Source organism: Mycolicibacterium sp. SMGY-1XX (assembly GCF_059132455.1).
Genome location: NZ_CP101139.1, coordinates 4,065,110 through 4,088,585, shown reverse-complemented (window position 1 = coordinate 4,088,585; position 23,476 = coordinate 4,065,110). Strand labels below are relative to the sequence as shown.

21 protein-coding genes and 1 tRNA gene are annotated in these 23,476 nt (G+C 67.1%); 18 read left to right on the top strand and 4 right to left on the bottom strand.

Going from position 1 to position 23,476, the window contains the following annotated elements; all coding sequences use genetic code 11:
- Positions 1-3: 3 nt before the first annotated feature.
- The 6 genes from recN to xerD all read left to right on the top strand — a co-directional run bounded on the left by recN (position 4) and on the right by xerD (position 7,426).
- A complete protein-coding gene (recN, locus tag NL241_RS19775; RefSeq protein ID WP_487695000.1) occupies positions 4-1,770 on the top strand; it encodes a DNA repair protein RecN in 1,767 nt (588 codons plus the stop codon).
- 91 nt (positions 1,771-1,861) lie between these two features.
- The gene (steA, locus tag NL241_RS19770; protein WP_487695002.1) at positions 1,862-3,049 is read left to right on the top strand and encodes a putative cytokinetic ring protein SteA; all 1,188 of its coding nucleotides are present in this window, start codon (positions 1,862-1,864) and stop codon (positions 3,047-3,049) included.
- Positions 3,046-3,987 (top strand): copper transporter, encoded by a 942-nt coding sequence (locus tag NL241_RS19765; RefSeq protein WP_487695004.1) that lies wholly within the window; start codon positions 3,046-3,048, stop codon positions 3,985-3,987. The genes steA and NL241_RS19765 overlap by 4 nt, the downstream gene beginning before the upstream one ends.
- Positions 3,988-4,110: 123 nt before the next feature.
- Positions 4,111-5,865 (top strand): CTP synthase, encoded by a 1,755-nt coding sequence (gene pyrG / locus NL241_RS19760; RefSeq protein ID WP_494398345.1) that lies wholly within the window; start codon positions 4,111-4,113, stop codon positions 5,863-5,865.
- Entirely contained in the window at positions 5,858-6,478 is a 621-nt protein-coding gene (locus tag NL241_RS19755; protein ID WP_487695006.1) for an NUDIX domain-containing protein, read from the top strand. The genes pyrG and NL241_RS19755 overlap by 8 nt, the downstream gene beginning before the upstream one ends.
- Positions 6,479-7,426: a site-specific tyrosine recombinase XerD gene (xerD, locus tag NL241_RS19750; protein ID WP_494394800.1), complete on the top strand. Its 948-nt coding sequence runs from the start codon at positions 6,479-6,481 to the stop codon at positions 7,424-7,426.
- A gap of 15 nt (positions 7,427-7,441) precedes the next feature.
- Here xerD and NL241_RS19745 read toward each other — a convergent pair whose 3' ends face one another.
- A complete protein-coding gene (locus NL241_RS19745) occupies positions 7,442-8,749 on the bottom strand; it encodes a cytochrome P450 (protein ID WP_494394799.1) in 1,308 nt (435 codons plus the stop codon).
- 260 nt (positions 8,750-9,009) lie between these two features.
- Here NL241_RS19745 and NL241_RS19740 point away from each other — a divergent pair, with 260 nt between their 5' ends.
- The 11 genes from NL241_RS19740 (at position 9,010) to NL241_RS19690 (ending at position 20,019) form a co-directional block, all read left to right on the top strand.
- On the top strand, positions 9,010-10,758 hold the full coding sequence (locus NL241_RS19740) for a thiamine pyrophosphate-binding protein (RefSeq protein WP_494394798.1): 1,749 nt from the start codon (positions 9,010-9,012) through the stop codon (positions 10,756-10,758).
- Positions 10,739-11,404, top strand: coding sequence for a DUF8713 domain-containing protein (locus NL241_RS19735; RefSeq protein ID WP_487695012.1), 666 nt, complete (start codon positions 10,739-10,741; stop codon positions 11,402-11,404). The genes NL241_RS19740 and NL241_RS19735 overlap by 20 nt, the downstream gene beginning before the upstream one ends.
- Positions 11,405-11,411: 7 nt before the next feature.
- Complete coding sequence (locus tag NL241_RS19730) at positions 11,412-12,425, top strand: 3-oxoacyl-ACP synthase III family protein (protein ID WP_487695014.1); 1,014 nt, start codon at positions 11,412-11,414, stop codon at positions 12,423-12,425.
- Complete coding sequence (locus NL241_RS19725) at positions 12,422-13,474, top strand: pyridoxal phosphate-dependent aminotransferase (protein ID WP_494394797.1); 1,053 nt, start codon at positions 12,422-12,424, stop codon at positions 13,472-13,474. Before NL241_RS19730 ends, NL241_RS19725 begins: the two co-directional genes overlap by 4 nt.
- A gap of 149 nt (positions 13,475-13,623) precedes the next feature.
- Positions 13,624-14,490 (top strand): ParA family protein, encoded by an 867-nt coding sequence (locus NL241_RS19720; RefSeq protein ID WP_487695017.1) that lies wholly within the window; start codon positions 13,624-13,626, stop codon positions 14,488-14,490.
- A complete protein-coding gene (locus tag NL241_RS19715) occupies positions 14,487-15,317 on the top strand; it encodes a segregation/condensation protein A (protein ID WP_487695018.1) in 831 nt (276 codons plus the stop codon). Before NL241_RS19720 ends, NL241_RS19715 begins: the two co-directional genes overlap by 4 nt.
- The gene (gene scpB, locus NL241_RS19710; protein WP_494394796.1) at positions 15,314-16,015 is read left to right on the top strand and encodes an SMC-Scp complex subunit ScpB; all 702 of its coding nucleotides are present in this window, start codon (positions 15,314-15,316) and stop codon (positions 16,013-16,015) included. Before NL241_RS19715 ends, scpB begins: the two co-directional genes overlap by 4 nt.
- 1 nt (position 16,016) lies before the next feature.
- The gene (locus NL241_RS19705; RefSeq protein WP_487695022.1) at positions 16,017-16,769 is read left to right on the top strand and encodes a pseudouridine synthase; all 753 of its coding nucleotides are present in this window, start codon (positions 16,017-16,019) and stop codon (positions 16,767-16,769) included.
- 311 nt (positions 16,770-17,080) lie between these two features.
- Entirely contained in the window at positions 17,081-17,770 is a 690-nt protein-coding gene (gene cmk, locus NL241_RS19700; protein ID WP_494394795.1) for a (d)CMP kinase, read from the top strand.
- A complete protein-coding gene (gene der / locus NL241_RS19695; RefSeq protein WP_494394794.1) occupies positions 17,767-19,212 on the top strand; it encodes a ribosome biogenesis GTPase Der in 1,446 nt (481 codons plus the stop codon). Before cmk ends, der begins: the two co-directional genes overlap by 4 nt.
- A 39-nt stretch (positions 19,213-19,251) precedes the next feature.
- On the top strand, positions 19,252-20,019 hold the full coding sequence (locus NL241_RS19690) for a sulfite exporter TauE/SafE family protein (protein ID WP_487695173.1): 768 nt from the start codon (positions 19,252-19,254) through the stop codon (positions 20,017-20,019).
- Between the two features lie 139 nt (positions 20,020-20,158).
- On the opposite strand, the gene NL241_RS19685 is transcribed toward NL241_RS19690, so the two are convergent.
- Positions 20,159-21,646 (bottom strand): cryptochrome/photolyase family protein, encoded by a 1,488-nt coding sequence (locus NL241_RS19685; RefSeq protein WP_494394793.1) that lies wholly within the window; start codon positions 21,644-21,646, stop codon positions 20,159-20,161.
- Positions 21,647-21,746: 100 nt separating this feature from the next.
- Here NL241_RS19685 and NL241_RS19680 point away from each other — a divergent pair.
- A tRNA-Pro gene (locus NL241_RS19680) sits at positions 21,747-21,820 on the top strand.
- A 78-nt stretch (positions 21,821-21,898) separates the two neighbouring features.
- On the opposite strand, the gene NL241_RS19675 is transcribed toward NL241_RS19680, so the two are convergent.
- On the bottom strand, positions 21,899-22,369 hold the full coding sequence (locus NL241_RS19675) for a hypothetical protein (protein ID WP_494394792.1): 471 nt from the start codon (positions 22,367-22,369) through the stop codon (positions 21,899-21,901).
- A gap of 39 nt (positions 22,370-22,408) precedes the next feature.
- The gene (locus NL241_RS19670) at positions 22,409-23,470 is read right to left on the bottom strand and encodes a tyrosine-type recombinase/integrase (RefSeq protein ID WP_494398344.1); all 1,062 of its coding nucleotides are present in this window, start codon (positions 23,468-23,470) and stop codon (positions 22,409-22,411) included.
- Positions 23,471-23,476 lie beyond the last annotated feature (6 nt).

Below are 23,476 nucleotides of genomic sequence, written 5' to 3'. Positions count from 1 at the left end.
GACGTGCTGGCCGAGATCCGCATCGAGGCACTGGGCGCCATCAGTGCCGCCAACGCCGAGTTCGACCGTGGGCTGACCGTGCTCACCGGTGAGACCGGCACCGGCAAGACCATGGTGGTGACGGGCCTGCATCTGCTGGGTGGCGCGCGTGCCGACGCCAACCGGGTGCGTTCGGGAGCCGACCGTGCCGTTGTCGAAGGCCGTTTCACGACAGCCGAACTCGACGAGACCGTGACCGCCGAGATCGACGAGATCCTGGATTCGTCGGGTTCCGAACGCGACGATGACGGCAGTGTGATCGCCTTGCGGTCGGTGAGCCGCGACGGCCCGTCACGGGCGTACCTCGGCGGACGCAGCGTGCCGGCGAAATCGCTGAGTACCTTCACCACCCAGCTGCTGACCCTGCACGGCCAGAATGATCAGCTCCGGCTGATGCGGCCCGACGAGCAGCGGGCGGCGCTGGACCGGTTCGCCGACGTCTCGGCGAAGCTGAACCGCTATCGGGCGCTGCGTGAGGAATGGCTGACGGCGCGGCGGGACCTGGTGGAGCGCACCAGCCGCGCGCGCGACCTCGCGCAGGAAGCCGACCGGCTGCAGTTCGCACTGCAGGAGATCGACGCCGTCGACCCGCAACCAGGGGAGGACGAGGCGCTGGTCGCCGACATCCGGCGGCTTTCCGAGCTGGACGCGCTGCGCGAATCCGCGGCGACCGCACGGGCCGCGCTCTCCGGTGTGCTCGACGATGCCGACGGCGGCTCCGAGGTATCGGCAACCAGTGCCATCGGTGCCGCGCTGGGGGCGCTGGAGTCGACCGATGACGCGGCGTTGCAGGCCCTCGGCCGTCAGCTCAGCGACGCGTTGACCGTGGTCAGCGATGTGTCCCGCGAGATCGGCGGGTTCCTGGCCGAGCTGCCCAGCGATGCCAGCACCCTGGAGACGAAGCTGGCCCGACAGGCGGAACTGCGCTCGCTGACCCGTAAGTACGCCGCCGACGTCGACGGCGTACTCAGCTGGGCAGCGGAGTCGCGCGCCAGGCTCGCGCAGCTCGACGTGTCCGAGGAGACGCTGACGGCACTGGCCGCGAAGGTCGAGGAACTGGCCGGCCGAGTAGCCAAGGCCGCCGCCGACCTCAGTGCGGTACGCGCCAAATCCGCCAAGGGGCTGGCCAAGGCGGTGACGGCCGAGCTGACCGGGCTGGCGATGTCGAATGCGGAGTTCACCATCTCGGTGTCACCCCTGCCTGCCCGCGACGACGACGCCGCGCCGCTGAAACTCGCCTCCGGTGAGCGGGTGCACGCCGGTTCCCACGGCGTCGACCTGGTGGAGTTCGGCTTCACCGCGCACAAGGGTGGCGGGGTGCTGCCTCTGGGCAAGAGTGCCTCCGGTGGCGAGCTGTCGCGGGTGATGCTCGCTCTGGAAGTGGTGCTTGCTGCCTCCGCCGAGGGCACGACGATGGTGTTCGACGAGGTGGACGCCGGAGTGGGCGGGCGTGCCGCGGTGCAGATCGGGCGGCGGCTGGCTCGGCTGGCGCGCACCCACCAGGTCATCGTCGTCACCCACTTGCCCCAGGTCGCCGCCTATGCCGACACCCACCTGGTGGTGGCGCCGGTCGGCAAGAACGGCACCAGCGGAGTGCGTCGGCTCAGCGACGACGACCGGGTTGCCGAGCTGGCCCGCATGCTGGCCGGTCTGGGTGAATCCGATACCGGCCGGGCCCATGCGCGCGAGCTCCTGGAAGCGGCGCAGACGGATCGCGAGTCACCCAGTTAACTGTTACTGGTGTGACGGAATGTGACTTCTGTGGCTGATGTTACGGCGCGCCTCCCCGCCGACAGCACAATCTGGTTACAGAATCACCGCCATGCGGATGGCAGCGCTTCTCTCACGTAACGGCAGCTCCCGACCCGGCGTCACGGGCACCGCCCGCGTCGATCGCGATATCGATCGGTTGCTGCGCCGAATCGAACCCGGTGACATCGTCGTGCTCGACGTCTTGGATCTGGACCGCGCCACCGCCGATGCCCTGGTCGACGCGAACATCGCGGGCGTGGTCAACGCGTCGCCCTCGATCTCGGGCCGCTATCCCAACCTCGGGCCGGAAGTCCTGGTGGGCAACGGCATCATCCTGATCGACGAGACCGGCCCCGAGGTCTTCAAGAAGGTCAAGGACGGCGCCAAGATCCGGCTGCACAACGGCGGCGTCTACTCCGGCGACCGGCGTCTGGCGCTCGGTTCCGAACGGTCCGACGAGGACATCAACGAGATGATGCACGAGGCCAAGAGTGGCCTGGTGGCTCATCTGGAATCGTTCGCCGGCAACACCATCGAGTTCATCCGTAGCGAGAGCCCGCTGCTGATCGACGGCATCGGCATCCCGGACATCGATGTCGACCTGCGTCGCCGGCACGTCGTCGTGGTGGCCGAAGAGCCGTGCGCGGCCGAGGATCTCAAGGCCCTGAAACCGTTCATCAAGGAGTACCAGCCGGTGCTGATCGGCGTGGGCACCGGCGCGGACCTGCTTCGCAAGGCCGGCTACCGACCGCAATTGATCGTGGGCGATCCCGAGCAGATCAGCAGTGATGCGCTCAAGTCCGGTGCGCAGGTGGTACTGCCCGCCGATGCCGACGGACACGCTCCCGGCCTCGAGCGCATCCAGGACCTGGGCGTGGGAGCGATGACCTTCCCGGCCGCGGGATCGGCTGCCGATCTGGCGTTGTTGCTGGCCGATCACCACGGCGCGGCGCTGATCGTCACCGCGGGCCACACCGCCAGTATCGAGGAATTCTTCGACCGCACCCGTCAGCGCTCCAACCCGTCGACCTTCCTGACCCGACTGAAGGTGGGGGAGAAGCTCGTCGACGCCAAGGCGGTGGCCACGCTGTACCGCAGCCGGATCTCCGGCGGCTCCATCGCGATGCTGGTGCTGGCCATGCTGGTGGCGGTGATCGTCGCGCTGATGGTTTCGCAGACCGACACCGTGGTCATCGACTGGGTGATGCAGTATTGGCACAAGTTCTCGCAGTGGGTACAGCACTGGGTGACCTCGTGATTTCGCTTCGCTCCCACGCTATTTCGTTGGCGGCGGTGTTCCTGGCGCTGGCCATCGGGGTGGTGCTCGGATCCGGCTTGCTCTCTGACACGCTGCTGTCCGGTCTGCGCGACGAGAAGCGGGATATGCAGGCGCAGATCAACGGGTTGACCGACGAGAAGAATGCGCTGAACGAAAAGCTCAGTGCGGCAAACGATTTTGATGCCCAGGTGGCAGGACGCATCGTCGGCAACGCGCTCAAGGACCGCTCGGTGGTGGTGTTCCGCACGCCCGACGCCGACGACGGTGACGTCGATGGGGTGACCAGGATCATCGGACAGGCCGGTGGCAACGTCACCGCCACGCTGGCCCTCACCCAGGAGTTCGTCGACGCCAATTCCGCCGAGAAGCTGCGCACGGTGGTCGGGTCGTCGGTGCTGCCCGCGGGTACGCAGCTGCGCACCACGCTGGTGGACCAGGGCTCACAGGCCGGCGATCTGCTGGGGATCGCTTTGCTGAGTCCCCGTGATCCGGCGGCGCCGAGGGTCAACGACCAGCAACGCGAGACCGTGCTGGCCTCGCTGCGTGAAACCGGATTCCTGTCGTATCCGGACGGGGCGATCGGATCGGCCGATGCGGCCGTCATCGTCACCGGTGCCGGTCTCGGCGACGACGCGGGCAACCAGGGCTCCACGGTGGCACGGTTCGCCGCCGGGCTGGCCCCGCACGGTTCCGGCGTGGTGGTGGCCGGTCGGGACGGCTCGGCCACCGGTACCGCGGCCGTGGCCGTCATCCGGTCCGACCCGAGCCTGAACAGTGTCGTGAGCACCGTCGACGACATCGGCGCGGAATCCGGTCGGATCACCGCGGTGCTCGGCATCCAGGATCTGGAGGCCGGCGGCAAGCCCGGACAGTACGGCGTCGGGCAGGGTGCCACCGCGGTCACCGTCACGCAGTAGACGCGGCGCGCCGACGTCAGCTTGTCGGCGTCGGTGTTAAGGTGAACTTCCGTGGGTCAGCAGGCCCAAACTGGGCATCAGCCCAGGCAAGTAACCCTGCTTCTACGCCACGGGAGGATGCACTTGCCATCGTTACGCAAGCACCCGCAAACCGCGACCAAGCACGTTTTCGTCAGCGGCGGCGTGGTGTCCTCGCTGGGGAAGGGCCTGACCGCCAGCAGCCTCGGTCAGCTGCTCACCGCACGAGGTCTGTACGTGACGATGCAGAAGCTCGATCCGTACCTCAATGTCGATCCCGGCACCATGAATCCGTTCCAACACGGTGAGGTGTTCGTCACCGAGGACGGTGCCGAGACCGACCTCGACGTGGGCCACTATGAACGGTTCCTCGACCGCGACTTGTCCGGACATGCGAATGTCACCACCGGGCAGGTGTATTCGGCGGTGATCGCCAAGGAACGCCGCGGTGAGTACCTGGGTGACACGGTGCAGGTGATCCCGCACATCACCGACGAGATCAAGAACCGCATCCTGGCCATGGCCGAACCCGACGTCAACGGCAACCGGCCCGATGTGGTGATCACCGAGATCGGCGGCACCGTCGGCGACATCGAATCGCTGCCCTTCCTGGAGGCGGCCCGCCAGGTCCGCCACGAGGTGGGCCGGGAGAACTGCTTCTTCCTGCACGTCTCGCTGGTGCCGTTCCTCAAGCCGTCCGGCGAGCTCAAGACCAAACCCACCCAGCACTCGGTCGCCGCGTTGCGCAACATCGGCATCACCCCCGACGCACTGATCCTGCGCAGCGACCGTGAGGTACCGGAATCGCTCAAGGACAAGATCGCCCTGATGTGCGATGTCGACGTCGACGGCGTGATCTCCACCCCCGACGCCCCGTCCATCTACGACATCCCCAAGGTGCTGCACCGCGAAGAGCTCGACGCCTATGTGGTGCGCCGGCTCAACCTGCCGTTCCGGGACGTGGACTGGACGCAGTGGAACGACCTGCTGCGCCGGGTGCACGACCCCAAGGAGACGGTGCGAATCGCTCTGGTGGGCAAGTACATCGACCTCTCCGACGCCTACCTGTCGGTGGCCGAAGCGTTGCGGGCCGGTGGCTTCGCCAACCACACCAAGGTGGAGATGCGCTGGGTGGCCTCCGACGACTGCGAGACCGGTGCCGGTGCCGCCGCCGAACTGGGCGACGTGCACGGTGTGCTGATCCCCGGCGGCTTCGGTATCCGCGGTATCGAAGGCAAGATCGGCGCCATCAAGTACGCCCGCGCACGCCGCATCCCGGTGCTCGGTTTGTGCCTGGGACTGCAGTGCATCGTCATCGAGGCGGCCCGCTCGGTCGGTCTGACCGAGGCCAGCTCGGCGGAATTCGATCCGGACACCCCGGATCCGGTGATCTCGACGATGGCCGACCAGGAGCAGATCGTCGCCGGTGAAGCCGACCTGGGCGGCACCATGCGGCTGGGGGCCTACCCGGCGGTGCTGCAACCGAAGTCGATCGTGGCGCAGGCCTACGACTCCACCGAGGTCTCGGAGCGGCACCGGCACCGCTATGAGGTGAACAACGCCTACCGCGACAAGATCGCCGAGAGCGGACTGCGGTTCTCCGGTACCTCACCGGACGGTCACCTGGTGGAGTTCGTCGAGTATCCGAAGGAGATCCACCCGTTCCTGGTCGGGACGCAGGCCCACCCCGAGCTCAAGAGCCGGCCCACCCGGCCCCACCCGCTGTTCGCGGCGTTTGTCGCCGCGGCCGCCAAGTACAAGGCCGCCGAACGGTTGCCGCTGGACACCGAACAGCATTCCAACGGTCTCGAGCAGTCGGAGTCCGCGGAGTTGGCCCACGAGTCGACGTCCCGTGGCTGAACACGCCTTCGATACCGTCGCCAGCGAAACGCTGTACACCGGCAAGATCTTCGCGCTGCGCGCCGACGAAGTGCACATGCCCGGCGGTGGCACGGCGCGCCGCGAGGTGGTCGAACACTATGGGGCCGTCGCGGTGGCCGCCCTCGACGATGACGACCAGATCGTGTTGGTGTACCAGTACCGGCACCCGCTCGGGCGCAGGCTGTGGGAGCTGCCGGCCGGACTTCTGGACATCGGCGGCGAAGACCCGGCGCTGACCGTTCGGCGCGAGCTGGTCGAGGAGGCCGGCTTGGAAGCCGACACCTGGAGTGTGCTCGTCGACATCGACTCGGCTCCGGGCTTCAGCGACGAGAGTGTGCGCATCTATCTGGCGACCGGACTGCGCGAGGTCGAGCGCCCGGAGGCGCACGACGAAGAAGCCGACATGCGCACCGAACGGGTGCCGTTGATCGACGCAGTGAAACGGGTGTTCGCCGGCGATATCGTCAATTCCCTTGCGGTGGCTGGGATCCTGGCGGCGTGGGCGGTCCGTCAAGGGGTGGCCGAAACGCGTCCGGTGGACGCCGAGTGGACCGACCGGCCTACCCGGTTCGCTGCGCGCCAGGGCCACTAGATGACCACCGTGGGCACGCTGCTCGATGACCAGTTGCAGGGCTACCTGGACCACCTGACCATCGAACGCGGGGTGGCCGCCAACACGCTGAGTTCCTACCGCCGCGACCTGCGCCGCTATCACGAGCATCTCAGGGCCCGGGGGGTCGATGACCTGGCCAAGGTGACAGAGGCCGATGTGAGCGAGTTCCTGGTGGCGCTGCGCCGCGGTGACCAGGACACCGGAGCGGTCGCGTTGTCGGCGGTGTCCGCGGCCCGGGCGCTGATCGCCGTGCGTGGACTGCACAAGTTCGCCACCGCGGAGGGGGTCACCGCGATCGACGTCGCGCGGGCGGTGAAACCGCCCACCCCCGGCCGGCGGCTGCCCAAGAGCCTGTCGCTGGACGAGGTGATCGCGCTGTTGGAGGGCGCCGGAGGCGAGGATGCCTCAGACGGTCCACTGACGCTGCGCAACCGGGCGATGCTGGAACTGCTGTACTCCACCGGAGCCCGGATCTCCGAGGCCGTGGGCCTGGATGTCGACGATATCGACACCGAGGCCCGGTCGGTGCTGCTGCGGGGCAAGGGCGGCAAACAGCGGCTGGTGCCCATCGGCCGGCCTGCCGTCGCCGCGCTGGACGCCTATCTGGTGCGGGGCCGTCCTGATCTGGCGCGGCGCGGCCGTGGCACTCCGGCGATCTTCCTCAATGCCCGCGGCGGCCGGTTGTCCCGGCAGAGCGCGTGGCAGGTGCTGCAGGATGCCGCTGAACGGGCCGGCATCTCCTCGGCCGTGTCGCCGCACACGCTGCGACACTCGTTCGCCACCCATCTGCTCGACGGGGGCGCCGACGTCCGCGTGGTTCAGGAACTGCTGGGCCACGCGTCGGTGACGACCACTCAGATCTACACATTGGTGACCGTGCACGCGCTGCGCGAAGTGTGGGCCGGCGCCCATCCCCGCGCTCGCTGACGGGCCGGGCACCGGTCAGTTCCGCGCGACGATGTCCACCACGATGTCCCGGTCGGGCGCGACCGCGATTCCCCGCGCCGACGATCCGGGGGGCTTGCGGGCGGCTTCCGCGGGGGACAGGCGCAGGTCCACGCCACGCAGCACGGTCGCGAGGATGACCGCGAGTTCGGCGGTGGCGAAGTGAGCTCCTATACAACGCCGGTGGCCACCACCGAAGGGCGCGTACTCGAACGCGGTGTACCGCCTACGGAGGAACCGGTCCGGGTCGAACTGGTCGGGTTGGTCCCAGATGTCCGGGTTGTGGTGCAGGGCGTACAGCGCCACCCCCACGACCGATCCCGCCGGACACCTGTTTCCGGCGATGGTGAGGGGTTCGGCGAGTCGACGCAACACGATGGGCACCGGTGGGTGTATGCGCAGCGTCTCGTTGATCACCGCGCTGAGGTACGGCAGCGTCGTGATCTCCGTTTCCGTTGGGGCACAGGACAGTTCATCGATCAGCCGATGGCGGACGGACTCGTCGGCGCAGACGTGGTAGAACGCCCACATCAGCGTGGTCGCCGTGGTCTCATGGCCGGCGGCCAGTAGCGTGCGCAACTGGTCGTACAGTTCGGCATCGTCGAACGGGCGACCGTCCTCATCGGTGGCGGACAACAACAGGTCCAGAACGTCGTTGCCCCCGGCGCCGACGCGTCGGCGGCCGTCGATGTCCTCGGCCAGCAGACGGTCCAGATCGTCACGGAGCGCCACCAGACGTGCCCACGGACCCCGGCCCGCCAGATCACGCCGCAGCGCGGGCACCAACATCAGCGCCGCGGTGTTGGCGGACAACAGCGCGGACATGGCGTCGGTGTACTGACGTTGCCGATCCGGTTCCGTCACGCCGAACACCACACGAACGGCGACGCGCAACGTGACCGCGGTGCACAGTGCCCGCAGCCCGATGCGCTGGCCGGGCTGGTAGCCGTCGATCTCGGCGCGGGTGACCTCGGCGAAGAGCCCCGCGAAGGACTTCACCCCGGCGCTGTGGAACGGCGTGCTGAGCCGACTCCGTTCCCGCCGATGCTGCTGGCCCGACAGCAGGATCAACGAGCCCCGTCCCACCACCGGCTCGATGGGGTTGGGTCGCGGTGCCAGCAGCGCCGTGGCGGGAGCCGTCAAGATCTCGCGTGCAGCTGCTGCGCCGCTGACGAAACGAACGCGGCCCAGCCCGGGAAACCTGAGGCAGAACATCTGACGGTCGGTGGCATGTGTGCGGAAGTACTTCACCGGATCGACACCCGCGCGGACCGCATCCATCAATTCCGACAGCGGTCGGACCACGGGTGTACGCACCCTCTCTTTATGACAGATCTTCCGCTGTCTGGAATCGCGAAACGCCAACGAATTCATAGTGGCGGCGCGATGTCCCGCGCCGAATTTGCGGACGGGTGCCGCGACTCAGGTACACGGCGAAAAGCATTTAGCCAGAAATATTTTCGGTGATAATTGAACCGCAGCGGGCCCGAATACGTCCTACTGACTGAGTGGCTTCACGCCGCCCGAATATGCGCCTGCCGCTGGGGTCTTTTGCGAGGGGAAACATGGTTGTCGCACCATCAGGCACCCGTGGGGGAACGCGGCGCGTCGTGGACTACCTCACGGGCCAACTCGTCGCCGCCGACGTCCGGCACATCTTCGGAGTCGACGGGGCCAACATCGAAGACCTCTACGACGCGGCCTACTTCACCACCGGTATCACCGCGGTGCTCGCCAAACACGAATTCTCGGCCGCTGCGATGGCGGACGGGTACAGCCGAAGCGGCCAGGGCCTGGGCGTCGTCGCCACCACCTCCGGCGGTGGCTGCCTGAATGCGGTTGCGGGCTTGGGGGAGTCGTATGCGAGCCGGGTGCCGGTGCTGGCTCTGATCGGGCAACCGCCGCTGGCGCTCGACGGGCAGGGAAGCTTTCAGGACACCAGCGGACGCAACGGTGCCGTAGATGCCGAGGCCCTGTTCTCCACGGTGTCGGTGTTCTGCGAGAGGTTGCGCAACCCCGCGGAGGTTGCCGACGTACTTCCGCGTGCTATCGCCGCCGCCCGGTCCGGCGGTCCCGCGGTCCTGTTGTTACCCAAAGACATTCAGCAGAGTGTCATCGATGTCCCGGCATCCCAGCACCCCCGCAACGGCGCCCACCCCCGGGCGGTGGGGGAGACGCAGGTGGTGGTGCGCGCACTGCGCCGGGCCGACGGTCCGGTGACGATCATCGCCGGCGAGCAGGTTGCGCGCGACGACGCCCGCGCCGAACTCGAGGAGTTGCGTGCTGTCCTGCGGGCGCGGGTGGCTTGCGTTCCGGACGCCAAGGACGTCGCAGGCACACCCGGTTGCGGATCGTCTGCGGCCCTGGGTCTGGCCGGCATCATGGGGCACCCGGGTGTCGCAGCGATGATCGCCGACAGCGCGCTGTGCCTGCTGATCGGCACCCGGCTGCCCCTGACCGCCCGCGGCGGCCTGGAGAAGGCGCTGGCCGGCACGCACACCCTGTCGATCGGCGCTGCCTCGCCGTTCATCGCGTGCACCCATGTACACAGCCAGGACCTTCGGACCACGCTGACGCGGATCCGCAGCGCGCTGACCGGCGCGGGGCGGCCGCACGGCATCCGGGTGCAGGGCGATCTGCGCAGAACCGAGTTGTCGCCCCCGGCCTACAGCGGTCCCGGCGTGCGATACAAGGACGCGATGGCGGTCCTGGACACCGCGCTGCCCGACCACACCGACATCGTGGTCGACGCCGGTAACACCGGCGCCGCGGCCCTGCACCATCTGCCGGTGCGGCGGGACGGGCGCTTTGTCGTCGCGCTGGGTATGGGCGGAATGGGCTACAGCTTCGGCGCGGCGATCGGTATGGCATTCGCGCGCGGTCGCCGCACCGTGGTGATCGCCGGCGACGGTGCCTTCTACATGCACGGTATGGAGTTGCACACCGCAGTCGAGTACCAACTGCCGATCACCTTCGTGTTGTTCAACAACAACGCCCACGCGATGTGCGTCACCCGTGAGCAGCTCTTCTACCGCGATGTGTACAGCTACAACAGGTTCCGGCCCGCTCACCTGGGCGCCGGTCTGGCGGCCATGTTCCCCGGCCTGCATGCCGTGGACGTCGCCGCTACCTCCGAGCTGGAGCAGGCGTTGAATGCAGCCCTGGCCGTCGACGGCCCGTCGGTGGTGTGTGTGGAGTGCTCGGCCGACGAGATCCCACCGTTTGCACCGTTTCTCGTGTCTCCGCCATCAACCCCACCCGTCCGCTGCACCGCCCCCCAGAAGGAGACCGTCCATGGCCCTGCCCGCCCTTGACGACATCGTCACCCACAGCGGATCCACCGCACCCATCGACGGGGTGCACCGGATCGAAACCAGCCCCCGGGAGAAGGCGACGCCGCTGATCCTCGAGATGATGCGGTCGGTCTATCCGCACGATCAGGTGTTCGGCACCTTCTGCACCGTCAACGATTACATCGACTGTCCCCCTGACCAGCTCTTCGATTACCTGGCCGACACCCGGTGCCTGGAGGAGTGGACCTACAGCCTGCGTGATTTCGAGGAGACCGACGAACCGGGATTGTGGCAGGCCAGGGACAAACTGGGCTCGGAGACCATGATCTACACCCGCACGGTCGCCAACCCGGCGGCGCGCACCGTGGACTATCACTGCGCCTGGGACCAAGGGATGCACCTGTGGATGATCTACCTGATGCGCGTGGTGGACGCCCAGGTGGTGTTCAACAAGCCCGGTTCTGTTGTGCTGTGGACCAATTGCCGCCACCCGTTCTACGACGACAATCCCTATCCGGAGACAGCGCCGCCCGGCCGACCGGTGTGGGTGGGCGACTTCTGGGACATGTTCGGGGCCGGCCACCTGCTGGAGTTGAAGAACCTCAAGGCCATCGCCGAATACCGGCACCACAACGGCCTTCCCGTGAAACCCGATTGGATGAGGTGAGCAGACCGTGACGACTGTCAGCCTGGTCGACGTCGCGACCTATCTGCCCGCCAACCGGGTGCCCGCACAGTGGTATGCCGATATCGCCGGCACCGACGACCTGCGCGACAACCTCATGTTCCGGGCACCCGAATACCGCCACCACGCCGCCGGTGACGAAACCAATGTCGACATGATGGAGCGTGCGGCCGACGGACTGGCCGCCAGGTTCGGGCCCGACCTGCTGGCCGACGTCGACGTCCTGCTCACCCATTCCCAGCTGCCGGACCTACCGATCCTCGGGGCCGGCGGGGAACTGGCGCATCGGCTCGGCATGAACCCCGAGTTCGTCATCGATGTGCACAACGGCGGGTGCGCGGCGTTCATCCTGATGATCAAGCTGGCCCGGCAATTGCTGGCATCCGGTGCCGGTCGGACCGCGCTCATTGCGTGTGCCCAGAACGCGGCGGGCAAGATCTTCACCCAGGAGCAGGTCCGCATCAAGGCACAGGCTTCGGTCCCCGGCGACGGTGCGGCTGTCGGGCTGCTCCGGGCTTCCGACGAGTCGCCGATTCTCGATGTGGAATGCCGGTATTTCGGTGAGTACGCCCCGGACATGTCGTTGACCGCCGACCCGCCGCGGCAGTGGTGGCAGGCCGGCCCAGGCCAGGGTTACGTCAGCTTCAACGAGGCCAAGATCATGAAGGTGCTGGCCCGGGGCAACCGGGAAGTTCCGGAGGTGGCGCTGTCGGTGTGCGACCGGATCGGGATGAAGTCCAAGGACATCGACCTGCTTGTCACCAATCAGCCCAACCGGGTTTTCCTGCGGAACTGGAACGAGGCGCTCGAGATCCCGCGGGAGCGGCATCGCGACACGTTCCACCGGTGCGGGAACCTCTTCGCCGTCGGTATCCCGGTGAACTTCGATGCGGCGGTCGAGGACGGCCAGGTACGTCCCGGCGACGTGGTGATGATGGCCGGGTTCGCCCATGCCGGTGACTTCGCCGCCGCGACGGCGATCCGCTGGGGTGGGCGACCATGACGGCGGTCGCATTCTCCCCGATGGCGCCGGTGCAACCGCTGGGGATCGATCCGTTTGCCTTGTCGCTCAACGAGAATCCGTACCCACCGTTACCCGCCGTCCGGGCAGCGCTGGTCCGGTCCATCTCCTCGGCCAACCGCTATCCCGAGTTCCTGCCGCAGCGCCTGCGTGCGATGATCGCCGCGCACGTCGGAGTTCCCGACGAGCAGGTCATCCTGGGTGCCGGGGCAACCGGTGTGATGCTGCACGTTCTGCATGCCATCACCGATCCCGGCGATCGCATCGTCATCCCAGATCCGGCCTTCGAGGGCTACGAGATCGTGTCGACCATGAACCGGCTCGTGCCGGTGCGAATCCCGTTGCTGCGCTGCGGGCGTCATGACCTTCCCGCGATGGCTCAGGCCGCCCGGGACGCCCGTGCCGTGGTGATCTGTCGGCCGCACAACCCGACGGGGACCATCGAGTCGCGTGCCGCTGTGGAAGAGTTCCTCTCGAAGGTGTCGACGGACACCGTCGTCCTGCTCGACGAGGCCTATGTCGAGTTCGTCGCGCCCGCGCACCGTATCGACGCCGTCGACCTGGTGGCCAGATTCCCCAACGTGGTGGTCATGCGCACCTTCTCCAAGGCCTACGGGCTGGCCGGTCTGCGCATCGGGTACGCGTTCAGTTCGGCTGCACTCGGTGCCAGGCTGTGGGCGATGCAACTGCCGTTCGGTATGGGAACCACCAGTTTGGTGGCCGTCGCCGCCTCCTATGCCGCCGAAGCCCAATTGGACCTGCGGATCCGGCGGATCACCGACGAGCGCCGACGCCTGCAGGCCTCGCTGCGCTTCCTGGGCATCCGCAGCACCGACGCCCACGCCAACTTCGTGTATCTGCCGGCCTCCGGCGAGTCGTGGCGAGACGTATTCGGCGACAGCGGAGTACGGGTCAAGAACTACGCCGACGGCGGAGTGCGGATCACCATCGGTGGGCCGAACTCCACCGAAGCCGTGCTCGCGGCGGTCGGCGGGGCCGGGCTGTCCCGCGCATCGGCGTCGCGGGCCTGATCTGCGGGGGTACAGCCCGGCGAGCTGAGCCGGTGAGGGCGGGCATCCGGCTGCCCGCCTGGGCTGATTCCGGAATCTCCCGCGAAACTGCTGGTGGATTGCCTGCGGGTCTGCCGGCGCAGGCGTCTCGACCGGTTAGACTTTCCCGGATGTCCGCCGACGATACTGCTGACGAGCTTCCGCTCGGCCTCACGGGTCGTCCGCCGCGCCCCATTCCCGAGCCTGCACCGTTGAACTCTCACGGGCCGGCGAAGGTCATCGCCATGTGCAACCAGAAGGGTGGCGTGGGCAAGACCACGTCGACGATCAACCTGGGCGCCGCGCTCGCCGACTTCGGCCGGCGGGTGCTGCTGGTGGATCTGGACCCGCAGGGCGCCCTGTCGGCGGGGCTGGGCGTGCCGCATTACGACCTCGACAACACCGTGCACAACCTGCTGGTGGAGCCCCGGGTGTCGATCGACGAGGTGATCATCAAGACCCGCGTCGCCGGCCTGGACCTGGTGCCCAGCAATATCGACCTGTCGGCGGCGGAGATCCAGCTGGTCAACGAGGTGGGCCGCGAGCAGACCCTGGCGCGGGCGCTGTACCCGGTGCTGGACCGCTACGACTACGTGCTGATCGACTGCCAGCCGTCGCTGGGTCTGCTCACCGTCAACGGGTTGGCCTGCTCGGACGGCGTGATCATCCCGACCGAATGCGAGTACTTCTCGTTACGCGGTCTGGCGCTGCTGACCGACACGGTGGACAAGGTGCATGACCGGCTCAATCCGCGGCTGTCGATCAGCGGCATCCTGATCACCCGCTACGACGCCCGCACCGTCAACGCCCGGGAAGTGATGGCGCGGGTGGTGGAGCGGTTCGGCGACCTGGTGTTCGACACCGTGATCACCCGCACGGTGCGATTCCCCGAGACCAGTGTGGCCGGGGAGCCGATCACCACGTGGGCGCCGAAATCGACTGGCGCACAGGCGTATCGGTCGCTGGCCCGCGAGGTCATCGACCGCTTCGGCACGTGAGCGAGACGCCCGAGCAGGAGGCTCAGGCCGGCTTCACGGTGAAGCTGACCAACTTCGAAGGCCCGTTCGACCTGCTGTTGCAGCTGATCTTCGCGCACCGGCTCGACGTTACCGAGGTGGCGCTGCACCAGGTCACCGACGACTTCATCGCCTACACCAAGCAGTTCGGTTCGCAATTGGCGCTGGAGGAGACCACGGCATTCCTGGTGGTCGCCGCGACGCTGCTCGACCTCAAGGCTGCCCGTCTGCTGCCGGCCGGCCAGACCGAGGACGACGAGGACCTGGCGCTGCTGGAGGTGCGCGACCTGCTGTTCGCCCGCCTGCTGCAGTACCGCGCGTTCAAACACGTGGCGCAGATGTTCGCCGAGCTGGAGGCCGCGGCGCTGCGTAGCTACCCGCGGGCGGTCTCGCTGGAAGACCGGTTCTCCGAACTGTTGCCCGAGGTGATGCTGGGTGTCGACGGCGCGGCGTTCGCCCAGATCGCCGCGGCCGCCTTCACGCCGCGACCGGTGCCGACGGTGGCCACCGACCACATCCACTACTCCCGCGTTTCGGTGCCTGAGCAGGCCGAGATCATGCTGGGGTTCCTCAGGCGCCGCGGGATGGGCGAGTGGGCGAGTTTCACCGAGTTGGTGGCCGACTGTGAGGTGCCCGTGCAGATCGTGGGGCGCTTCCTGGCGCTGCTCGAACTGTATCGGGCCAGAGCGGTAGCATTTGAGCAATCAGAAGCACTTGGTGTGCTCCAGGTTTCGTGGACCGGAGACAACCCGACAAGCCAAGAATTGCAGGTGGACGACGAGTCGGCGGAAGAACGGGATCAGCCATGACCGACGAGGTTCCCGCAGGCCTCGACCTCGACGACACCGCCGCCGTTCCCGAACTCGCCTCTCCTGAGCTCAGCGACGACGAACTCGGCCGGGTGCTCGAGGCGTTGCTGCTGGTGGTCGACACCCCCGCCACCATCGAACAGTTGTCTTCGGCGACCGACCAGCCCGGTGCCCGGATCGCGATCCGGCTGCACGAGATGGCCGACGAGCTGGCCGCCCGTGACAGCGGCATCGACCTGCGGGAAGCGGCCGGTGGGTGGCGGATGTACACCCGGGCGCGGTACGCGCCGTATGTCGAGCGGTTGCTGCTCGACGGGGCCAGGTCCAAGCTCACCCGGGCCGCGCTGGAAACGCTGGCCGTGGTGGCCTACCGGCAGCCGGTCACCCGGGCACGGGTCAGCGCGGTGCGCGGGGTCAACGTCGACGCGGTGATGCGCACGCTGCTGGCCCGCGGTCTGATCACCGAGGCGGGCACCGACGCCGACAGTGGCGCCGTGACGTTCGCCACCACGGAACTGTTCCTGGAGCGGTTGGGGTTGTCCTCACTGGCTGATCTGCCCGATATCGCGCCGTTGTTGCCTGATGTCGACGTGATCGACGACATCAGTGAGACGCTGGACTCCGAGCCACGTTTCATGAAACTCAATCCGGCGGCCACCCCCGAGGTGCCGCCGGCTATCGAAATGGACGAGGACTGACATGGCCCCCTCACATTCCGACGACGGCGTACGCCTGCAGAAGGTGTTGTCCCAAGCCGGGATTGCCTCGCGACGGGTCGCGGAGCGGATGATCACCGACGGCCGCGTCGAAGTCGACGGCCAGATAGTCACCGAGCTCGGCACCCGGGTGGACCCCGCCGAGGCGGTGATCCGCGTCGACGGCGTCCGCGTCCAGCTCGACGACGAGATGATGTATCTGGCGCTGAACAAGCCGATCGGCATGTACTCGACGATGTCCGATGAGCTGGGCCGGCCCTGTATCGGTGACGTCATCGAGCACCGTGTCCGCGGGAACAAGAAGCTGTTCCACGTCGGGCGCCTCGACGCCGATACCGAGGGTCTGATCCTGCTGACCAACGACGGTGAACTGGCGCACCGGTTGACCCACCCGTCCTACGAGGTGCCCAAGACGTATCTGGCCACCGTCACCGGCAAGGTGCCCAAGGGGCTGGGGAACACCTTGCGGGAGGGTGTCGAGCTCGACGACGGTCCGGCCAGCGTCGACGACTTCGCGCTGGTCGACACGATCCCGGGCAAGTCGCTGGTTCGGGTGACCCTGCATGAAGGACGTAACCGGATCGTGCGCCGGCTGCTCGAGCACGTCGGTTTCCCGGTGGAGGCCCTGGTGCGGACCGCGATCGGTGACGTGACCCTGGGGGAGCAGAAGATCGAGACCATTCGGGTGCTGACCCGTAAGGAAGTTGGCGAGTTGTACAAGGCGGTAGGCCTGTGAGCAGAGCGAGCGGATGGAGCGCAGCGACTGACGGGAGTGATGCGAACGATCGGGGTCCTGTGAGCAGAGCGAGCGGATGGAGCGCAGCGACTGACGGGAGTGATGCGAACGATCGGGGTCCTGTGAGCAGAGCGAGCGGATGGAGCGCAGCGACTGACGGGAGTGATGCGAACGATCGGGGTCCTGTGAGCAGAGCGAGCGGATGGAGCGCAGCGACTGACGGGAGTGATGCGAACGATCGGGGTCCTGTGAGCAGAGCGAGCGGATGGAGCGCAGCGACTGACGGGAGTGATGCGAACGATCGGGGTCCTGTGAGCAGAGCGAGCGACGGCTTGGTCGTCGCGATCGACGGGCCCGCGGGTACCGGAAAGTCTTCTGTGTCACGCGGTTTGGCGCGCGCTCTGGGAGCGCGCTACCTGGACACCGGGGCGATGTATCGCATCGTGACCCTGGGCGTGCTGCGCGCCGGTGTGTCCCTGGACGACCCCGCCGCTATCGCCGCGGTGGAGGTGCCGGTGTCGGTGGGCTATGACCCCGACGAGGATCGGGCCTACCTCGCCGGCGAAGACGTCTCCGCCGAAATTCGTGGTGATCAGGTGACGGGCGCGGTGTCGGCGGTGTCCGCGGTGCCCCAAGTGCGGACACGGTTGGTGGCGCTGCAGCGTGACCTGGCCTCCGGTGCGGGCAATGTGGTGGTCGAGGGCCGCGATATCGGCACCGTCGTGCTGCCGAATGCCGACATCAAGATCTTCTTGACCGCGTCCGCGGAGACCCGTGCGCGCCGCCGCAACGATCAGAACGTCGCCGCCGGCGCCGCCGACGATTACGAGGGAGTGCTGGCCGATGTGCGCCGCCGTGATCACCTCGACTCCACAAGGGCGACGTCGCCGTTGCGCGCCGCCGAGGACGCACTGGTGGTCGACACCAGCGACATGACACAGAACGAGGTCGTCGCACACCTTCTTGACCTCGTGCACGAAAGCGTTGGTGTGACACGATGACCGAGAACGACGCCTCCCCTTCAGGGCCGGAACTGGCCGGAGACGGCACCTGGAGCGACGAAAGTGATTGGGAGGCAATCGACTCCGAATACGCCGAGGAGCTCGAGGAGTTCACCGGGCCGCCGCCGGTGGTCGCGGTGGTGGGCCGGCCCAACGTGGGCAAGTCCACCCTGGTGAACCGCATCCTGGGCCGTCGCGAGGCCGTCGTGCAGGATCTGCCCGGTGTCACCCGCGACAGGGTGTCCTACGACGCGTTGTGGACCGGACGCAAATTCGTCGTCCAGGACACCGGCGGGTGGGAGCCCGACGCCAAGGGACTGCAGCAGCTGGTCGCCGAGCAGGCGTCGGTGGCGATGCGCACCGCCGATGTCATCATCTTGGTGGTCGACTCGATTGTCGGCGCCACCTCCGGTGACGAAGCGGCGGCCAAGATCCTGCGCCGCTCCGGTAAGCCGGTGTTCCTGGCCGCCAACAAGATCGACGGTGAAAGGCAGGAGCCCGAAGCCGCGGCGTTGTGGTCACTCGGGCTGGGGGAGCCGTTCCCCGTCAGCGCGATGCACGGTCGCGGGGTGGCAGACCTGCTGGACAAAGTGCTCGAGGTGATGCCCGAGGTCTCCGAGGTGGCGTCCTCCCAGGGTGGCGGACCCCGCCGGGTGGCGCTCGTCGGCAAGCCCAACGTCGGCAAGAGCTCGTTGCTGAACCGGTTGGCCGGTGACCAGCGCTCCGTTGTGCACGATGTCGCTGGGACCACCGTCGACCCGGTGGACTCGTTGATCGAATTGGGCGGCAAGACTTGGCGTTTCGTCGACACCGCCGGGTTGCGCCGCAAAGTGGGGCAGGCCAGTGGTCACGAGTTCTACGCCTCGGTGCGCACGCACGGCGCCATCGATGCCGCGGAGGTGGCGATCATCCTGATCGACGCGTCGCAACCGGTCACCGAACAGGACCAGCGGATCCTGTCGATGGTGATCGAATCCGGCCGCGCCGTGGTGCTCGCGTTCAACAAGTGGGACCTGGTGGACGAGGACCGGCGCTACCTGCTCGAGCGGGAGATCGATCTGGACCTGGCGCAGGTGCAGTGGGCACCGCGGGTCAACATCTCGGCGATGACCGGGCGCGCGGTGCAGAAACTGGTGCCGGCGCTGGAGACGTCGCTGGCGTCGTGGGACCGGCGCATCACCACCGGCCAGCTGAACACGTTCCTCAAAGAGGTCATCGCGGCCACCCCGCCGCCGGTGCGCGGTGGCAAGCAGCCGCGCGTGCTGTTCGCCACCCAGGCCGCGTCGCGACCACCGACGTTCGTGTTGTTCACCACCGGATTCCTGGAAGCGGGCTACCGACGGTTCCTGGAACGGCGGCTGCGCGAGACGTTCGGGTTCGAGGGCAGCCCCATCCGCATCAACGTGCGGATGCGGGAGAAGCGGGGCGCGCGCTCGCGGTGACGCGGCCTCGATAGGGTTGCCCGAGTGTCCGTCACTCACATGATCCTGATCGCGTTGGCCGGTGTGGGTGCAGGAGCCATCAACGCGATCGTCGGATCCGGCACCTTGATCACCTTCCCCACCTTGGTGGCTCTCGGGTTCCCGCCGGTGACCGCCACGATGTCGAATGCGGTGGGTCTGGTCGCGGGCGGCGTGTCCGGAACCTGGGGTTACCGGCGGGAGCTGCGCGGCCAGGGCAAGCGGCTGCGCTGGCAGATTCCGGCGTCGTTCCTGGGTGCCGCCGTGGGCGCCTGGTTGCTGCTGCACCTGCCGGAGAAGGTCTTCATCCAGGTTGTTCCGGTGCTTCTGGTGGCGGCGCTGCTGCTGGTGGTGTTCGGCCCCCGGATCCAGGGCTGGGCGCGTCGCCGCGCCGAGCAGTCCGGGAAATCGCTCGAGCATGTGTCGCGGAGAAAGATGGCGGCCCTGGTGCTCGGCACGTTCGCGGTGGGCATCTACGGCGGGTATTTCACCGCGGCCCAGGGCATTCTGCTGATCGGCATCATGGGTGCGCTGCTGCCGGAGTCCGTGCAGCGGATGAACGCCGCCAAGAACCTGCTGTCGCTGGTGGTGAATGTCGTCGCCGCCGTCGCCTACACCGTGGTGGCTTTCGACCGGATCAGCTGGCTGGCGGTGGGGCTGATCGCGGTCGGCTCGTTGATCGGTGGTTTCCTCGGCGCGCATTACGGACGGCGGCTCTCACCGGGTGTGCTGCGCGCGGTGATCGTGGTGGTGGGTCTGATCGGGCTCTGGCGGCTGCTGGCCGTCTGACAGGCACGTTGGGGCGGGGTGCCTCCAAGCGCTCAACGGCGCGTGTGTTCAAGTCAGACCCGAAGGCCGACACAACAGGGGTCACCCCGCCAATTCGAGCGTGGCACTGTTGAAGGCCGAGTACAAGACCTAGTTTCGGCTAGAACTGTCGGCGCGCTGATTCCTGCTCCACGACGGCCTCCAGATCGCTGAGCCGGTCCATCGACGACACCGCACGACGGGTGCGGTTGTTGTTGGCCAGCCTGTCCCGGTGGCGGTGCACGAAGGCCCAGTAGCCGGCGGTGAACGGGCACGCATCGTCTCCGAGGCGCTTCTTCGGGTCGTAGGCACAGTCGCCGCAGTGGTCGCTCATCTTGTTGATGTAGGCCCCGCCCGAGGCGTAGGGCTTGGTGGCCAGGCGTCCGCCGTCGGCGTGCTGACTCATGCCGACGACGTTGGTGGGCATCACCCACCGGAAACCGTCGACGTAGGTGGTGGCGAACCACTCGGTGAGCTCAGCCGGCTTATAACCGCGCTGCAACGCATGGTTGCCCAGCACCATGAGCCGCTGGATGTGGTGGGTCCAGCCGCGGTCGCGCACACCCATCAGCGCATGGCGCAGGCACTCGGCGGTCACCGCGTCGGCGTCGAGGTCGGCCCACCACTTCGGCAGGGCGGTCTGCGCGTTCAGGGCGTTGTTGGAGCGGGTGTAGTCCGGGCCGAAATGCCAGTACAGGTGCCACATGTATTCGCGCCAGCCCAGGATCTGGCGGATGAAGCCCTCCACCGCCGACAGCGGGGCCGCCTTGTCGCGGTAGGCCTGTTCGGCGGCGTGTACGGCGTCCAGCGGGTGCAGCACACCCAAGTTGAGCGGCACCGACAGCAGCGAGTGCGACATGGCCCAGTCCTGGCTCATGATCGCGTCCTCGTAGCGGCCGAATTCGGGCAGGCGGTGTTCGATGAAACGGTCCAGTGCACGTTTGGCTTCGGCTGGGGTGACCGCGAACAGCCGGGGTCCGTCGGCGCCCACGGTGTCCAGGTTCATGGCGTCGAGATCCGCGCGGACTTGAGCGTCGATATCGTCCTCGCGCGGCTGATACGGCTTGGGAACGTCGAGAGTCTTCTGTTTCTTGGGTGGGGGTTCGCGGTTGTCGTGGTCGTAGTTCCAGGTCCCGCCCTCGGGTTCGGAACCGCGCATCAGGATGTCGAAGCGACGGCGTTGGTCGCGGTAGAAGTCCTCCATCCGGAAGCGGTTGCGGTTGCCGGCCCACTGCTCGAAGTCCTTGCGCGGCAACGCGAAGGTGGGGGTGGGCAGCACGTCGGCGACCAGCCCCTGCTTGTGGAGCCGGTGCACGAACTTCTCCGCGGCGTGCGAGGTGGGCTGGTGCACCAGCACCGGGCGGTCGAACTGCTCGAGCGCATCGGTGTAGGTGTCCGCCTGGATCAGGGTCGAACGCTCGCCGAGGTCGCGGTGAGCGTGCCGGAGCGCCGAGAGCACGATGTGCAGCTTCTGGCGGTGGTAGCGACGTTTGGCCAGTGCCGAATGCGCCTCGACCAGCAGGACCTCGCGGTGAGCGTGCTCTCCGCCGTAGACCGCCGGGCCCAGCTGATCGGCGAACAGCCACAGGGGAGTGTCGTCTCTGCTCACCTCACCGGTATGCCCCGAATCTCGGTCGACCTCGCGGTTTCAGTTCCGGGGTCACGCTGATGTAAGCTTTCGACCGCTGCCGGCGATCCCGGCAGCGCCGCGGGCTGTGGCGCAGCTTGGTAGCGCACTTGACTGGGGGTCAAGTGGTCGCAGGTTCAAATCCTGTCAGCCCGACGCAGGTCAGAGGCGGTTTCCGGACAACGGGAACCGCCTTTTTCATGCCTTTACCCAAACGCTGTACCCAAACCAGCGCTACGAAAGTTTGGCGACACGGCGGAAGTCAGCGACCACGGCTTTGTGGAGATCATCGAGACCACGCACCGACAGCAACTCGATGTCGGTCATGGGATCTGTCGATCCGACCCTGGCGTAGTCCCACTCGGCACTTGAGTGGGCTTTCCATACCCGCTCAGCACTCGCGGCGAGGCCATCGTCAAGTAGCCGAATCTGCTCGACAATCAACTCCATCTCCGGGACATGCCGGACCGCAACGTCGCGCTTCCGATTCGGTAGGTCGGTCTGGAAATGCGACTCGTAACCCTCATAGGCGTCGCCGAGTTCGCTTTGGCGGTCCCTAGATAGCTGCAGGAGCCTGCCGACAAGCTTCTGTAATTCCTCGCGACGCCACTTCGCCATGTCCCTGCGGCCCGTTGCCCACTGCGTGTAGAGGAAGTTGGCGACGGTGCCAGCAGCGGCGAACGCGGAAATTGCCAATGCCCACATGTGAGTGAGGATAGGTTGCAATGTCGTTCGCTGACACAGCTACAAGCCGAGTGCCTTGCCCAAACCGTCAACCGCCGCGCGTGCAGTGTCATCGGAGGTGTGGCCGTACAGATCGCCCGTGATGCTGATCGACGAGTGCCCGAGTAGGTCAGCTGCCGCCTTGATGTGTACGCCCGATTCCAGCCATGCCACAGCTGCGCTGTGGCGCATGGTGTGTGCTCCGACGTTGGCGATGCCAGCCTTCTTCGCAGCGATCTCAACGGTGCGCAAAAGATTGCGCGGGTCGACCATCGTGCCGAGCTCGGTGGTGAAAACCATCTTGGTGTCCGTCCATAGGTTCCCGGCAGCAAGGCGCTCCTCCTTTTGCTGCTGACGCCACGCCTTCAGCTCGGTCACGACACCCGCATGTAGCGGCACACGACGACGAGACCGCTCGGTCTTCGGCTCGGCGAGGACCAGCTGCTTGTCCACCCGTGACAGGGTGCTGCGGACCCTGAGTTCGCCCTTGTCAAGATCGACGTCGGACCATGCAAGGCCGCACACCTCGCCTCGACGCAGGCCGGTTGCGGCCATCAGCAACACCGCCACGTAATAACGCAGTGGCCGCGCGGTCTCCAGCAGTCGTGACACTTCGGCGGCTGATAGATACACCGCCTCACGACGCGCAACCCCGGGACGCTTCACCTTGCCTACCGGGTTTTCGGCGAGCAGTCCGTCGCGCACGGCGACATCGAGCGCTTGCCGCAGGATCGTGTAGCACTGCCGCACTGACGAATCGGCCAGCGCTACGCGCAACTCCACGATCAGTGCCTCTACGTCGGATGGCTTTAGCCGGCCCAACCGCTTGGCCCCGATGGCGCCGCCCTCAAGATGCTTCTTGGACAACGAGGCGTATAACGCCTTCGTCGTCGCGGCGCGACTGCTTGCAGCCAACGACGATTCGCGCCACTGGGCGAGCCACGACGCCACTGTGTCGATGGCGTCTCTTGCCGGTTGACCATCGCTGATGCGCTTGAGAACCTTCTTCAGTTCCTTGCGACATTCCGCTGCCGTGGACCCGTACACCGATACAGATCGGCGCTTCTCTAGAACTGGGTCCATGTAGGA

Excerpts from the sequence above, each read along its gene's own strand:
- steA (WP_487695002.1), top strand. The coding sequence starts at position 1,862 with ATGCGGATGGCAGCGCTTCTCTCACGTAACGGCAGCTCCCGACCCGGC.
- xerD (WP_494394800.1), top strand. The coding sequence starts at position 6,479 with ATGACCACCGTGGGCACGCTGCTCGATGACCAGTTGCAGGGCTACCTG.
- NL241_RS19740 (WP_494394798.1), top strand. The coding sequence starts at position 9,010 with ATGGTTGTCGCACCATCAGGCACCCGTGGGGGAACGCGGCGCGTCGTG.
- NL241_RS19735 (WP_487695012.1), top strand. The coding sequence starts at position 10,739 with ATGGCCCTGCCCGCCCTTGACGACATCGTCACCCACAGCGGATCCACC.
- NL241_RS19725 (WP_494394797.1), top strand. The coding sequence starts at position 12,422 with ATGACGGCGGTCGCATTCTCCCCGATGGCGCCGGTGCAACCGCTGGGG.
- NL241_RS19720 (WP_487695017.1), top strand. The coding sequence starts at position 13,624 with ATGTCCGCCGACGATACTGCTGACGAGCTTCCGCTCGGCCTCACGGGT.
- scpB (WP_494394796.1), top strand. The coding sequence starts at position 15,314 with ATGACCGACGAGGTTCCCGCAGGCCTCGACCTCGACGACACCGCCGCC.
- NL241_RS19705 (WP_487695022.1), top strand. The coding sequence starts at position 16,017 with ATGGCCCCCTCACATTCCGACGACGGCGTACGCCTGCAGAAGGTGTTG.
- der (WP_494394794.1), top strand. The coding sequence starts at position 17,767 with ATGACCGAGAACGACGCCTCCCCTTCAGGGCCGGAACTGGCCGGAGAC.
- NL241_RS19690 (WP_487695173.1), top strand. The coding sequence starts at position 19,252 with ATGATCCTGATCGCGTTGGCCGGTGTGGGTGCAGGAGCCATCAACGCG.
- NL241_RS19675 (WP_494394792.1), bottom strand. The coding sequence starts at position 22,369 with ATGTGGGCATTGGCAATTTCCGCGTTCGCCGCTGCTGGCACCGTCGCC.
- NL241_RS19670 (WP_494398344.1), bottom strand. The coding sequence starts at position 23,470 with ATGGACCCAGTTCTAGAGAAGCGCCGATCTGTATCGGTGTACGGGTCC.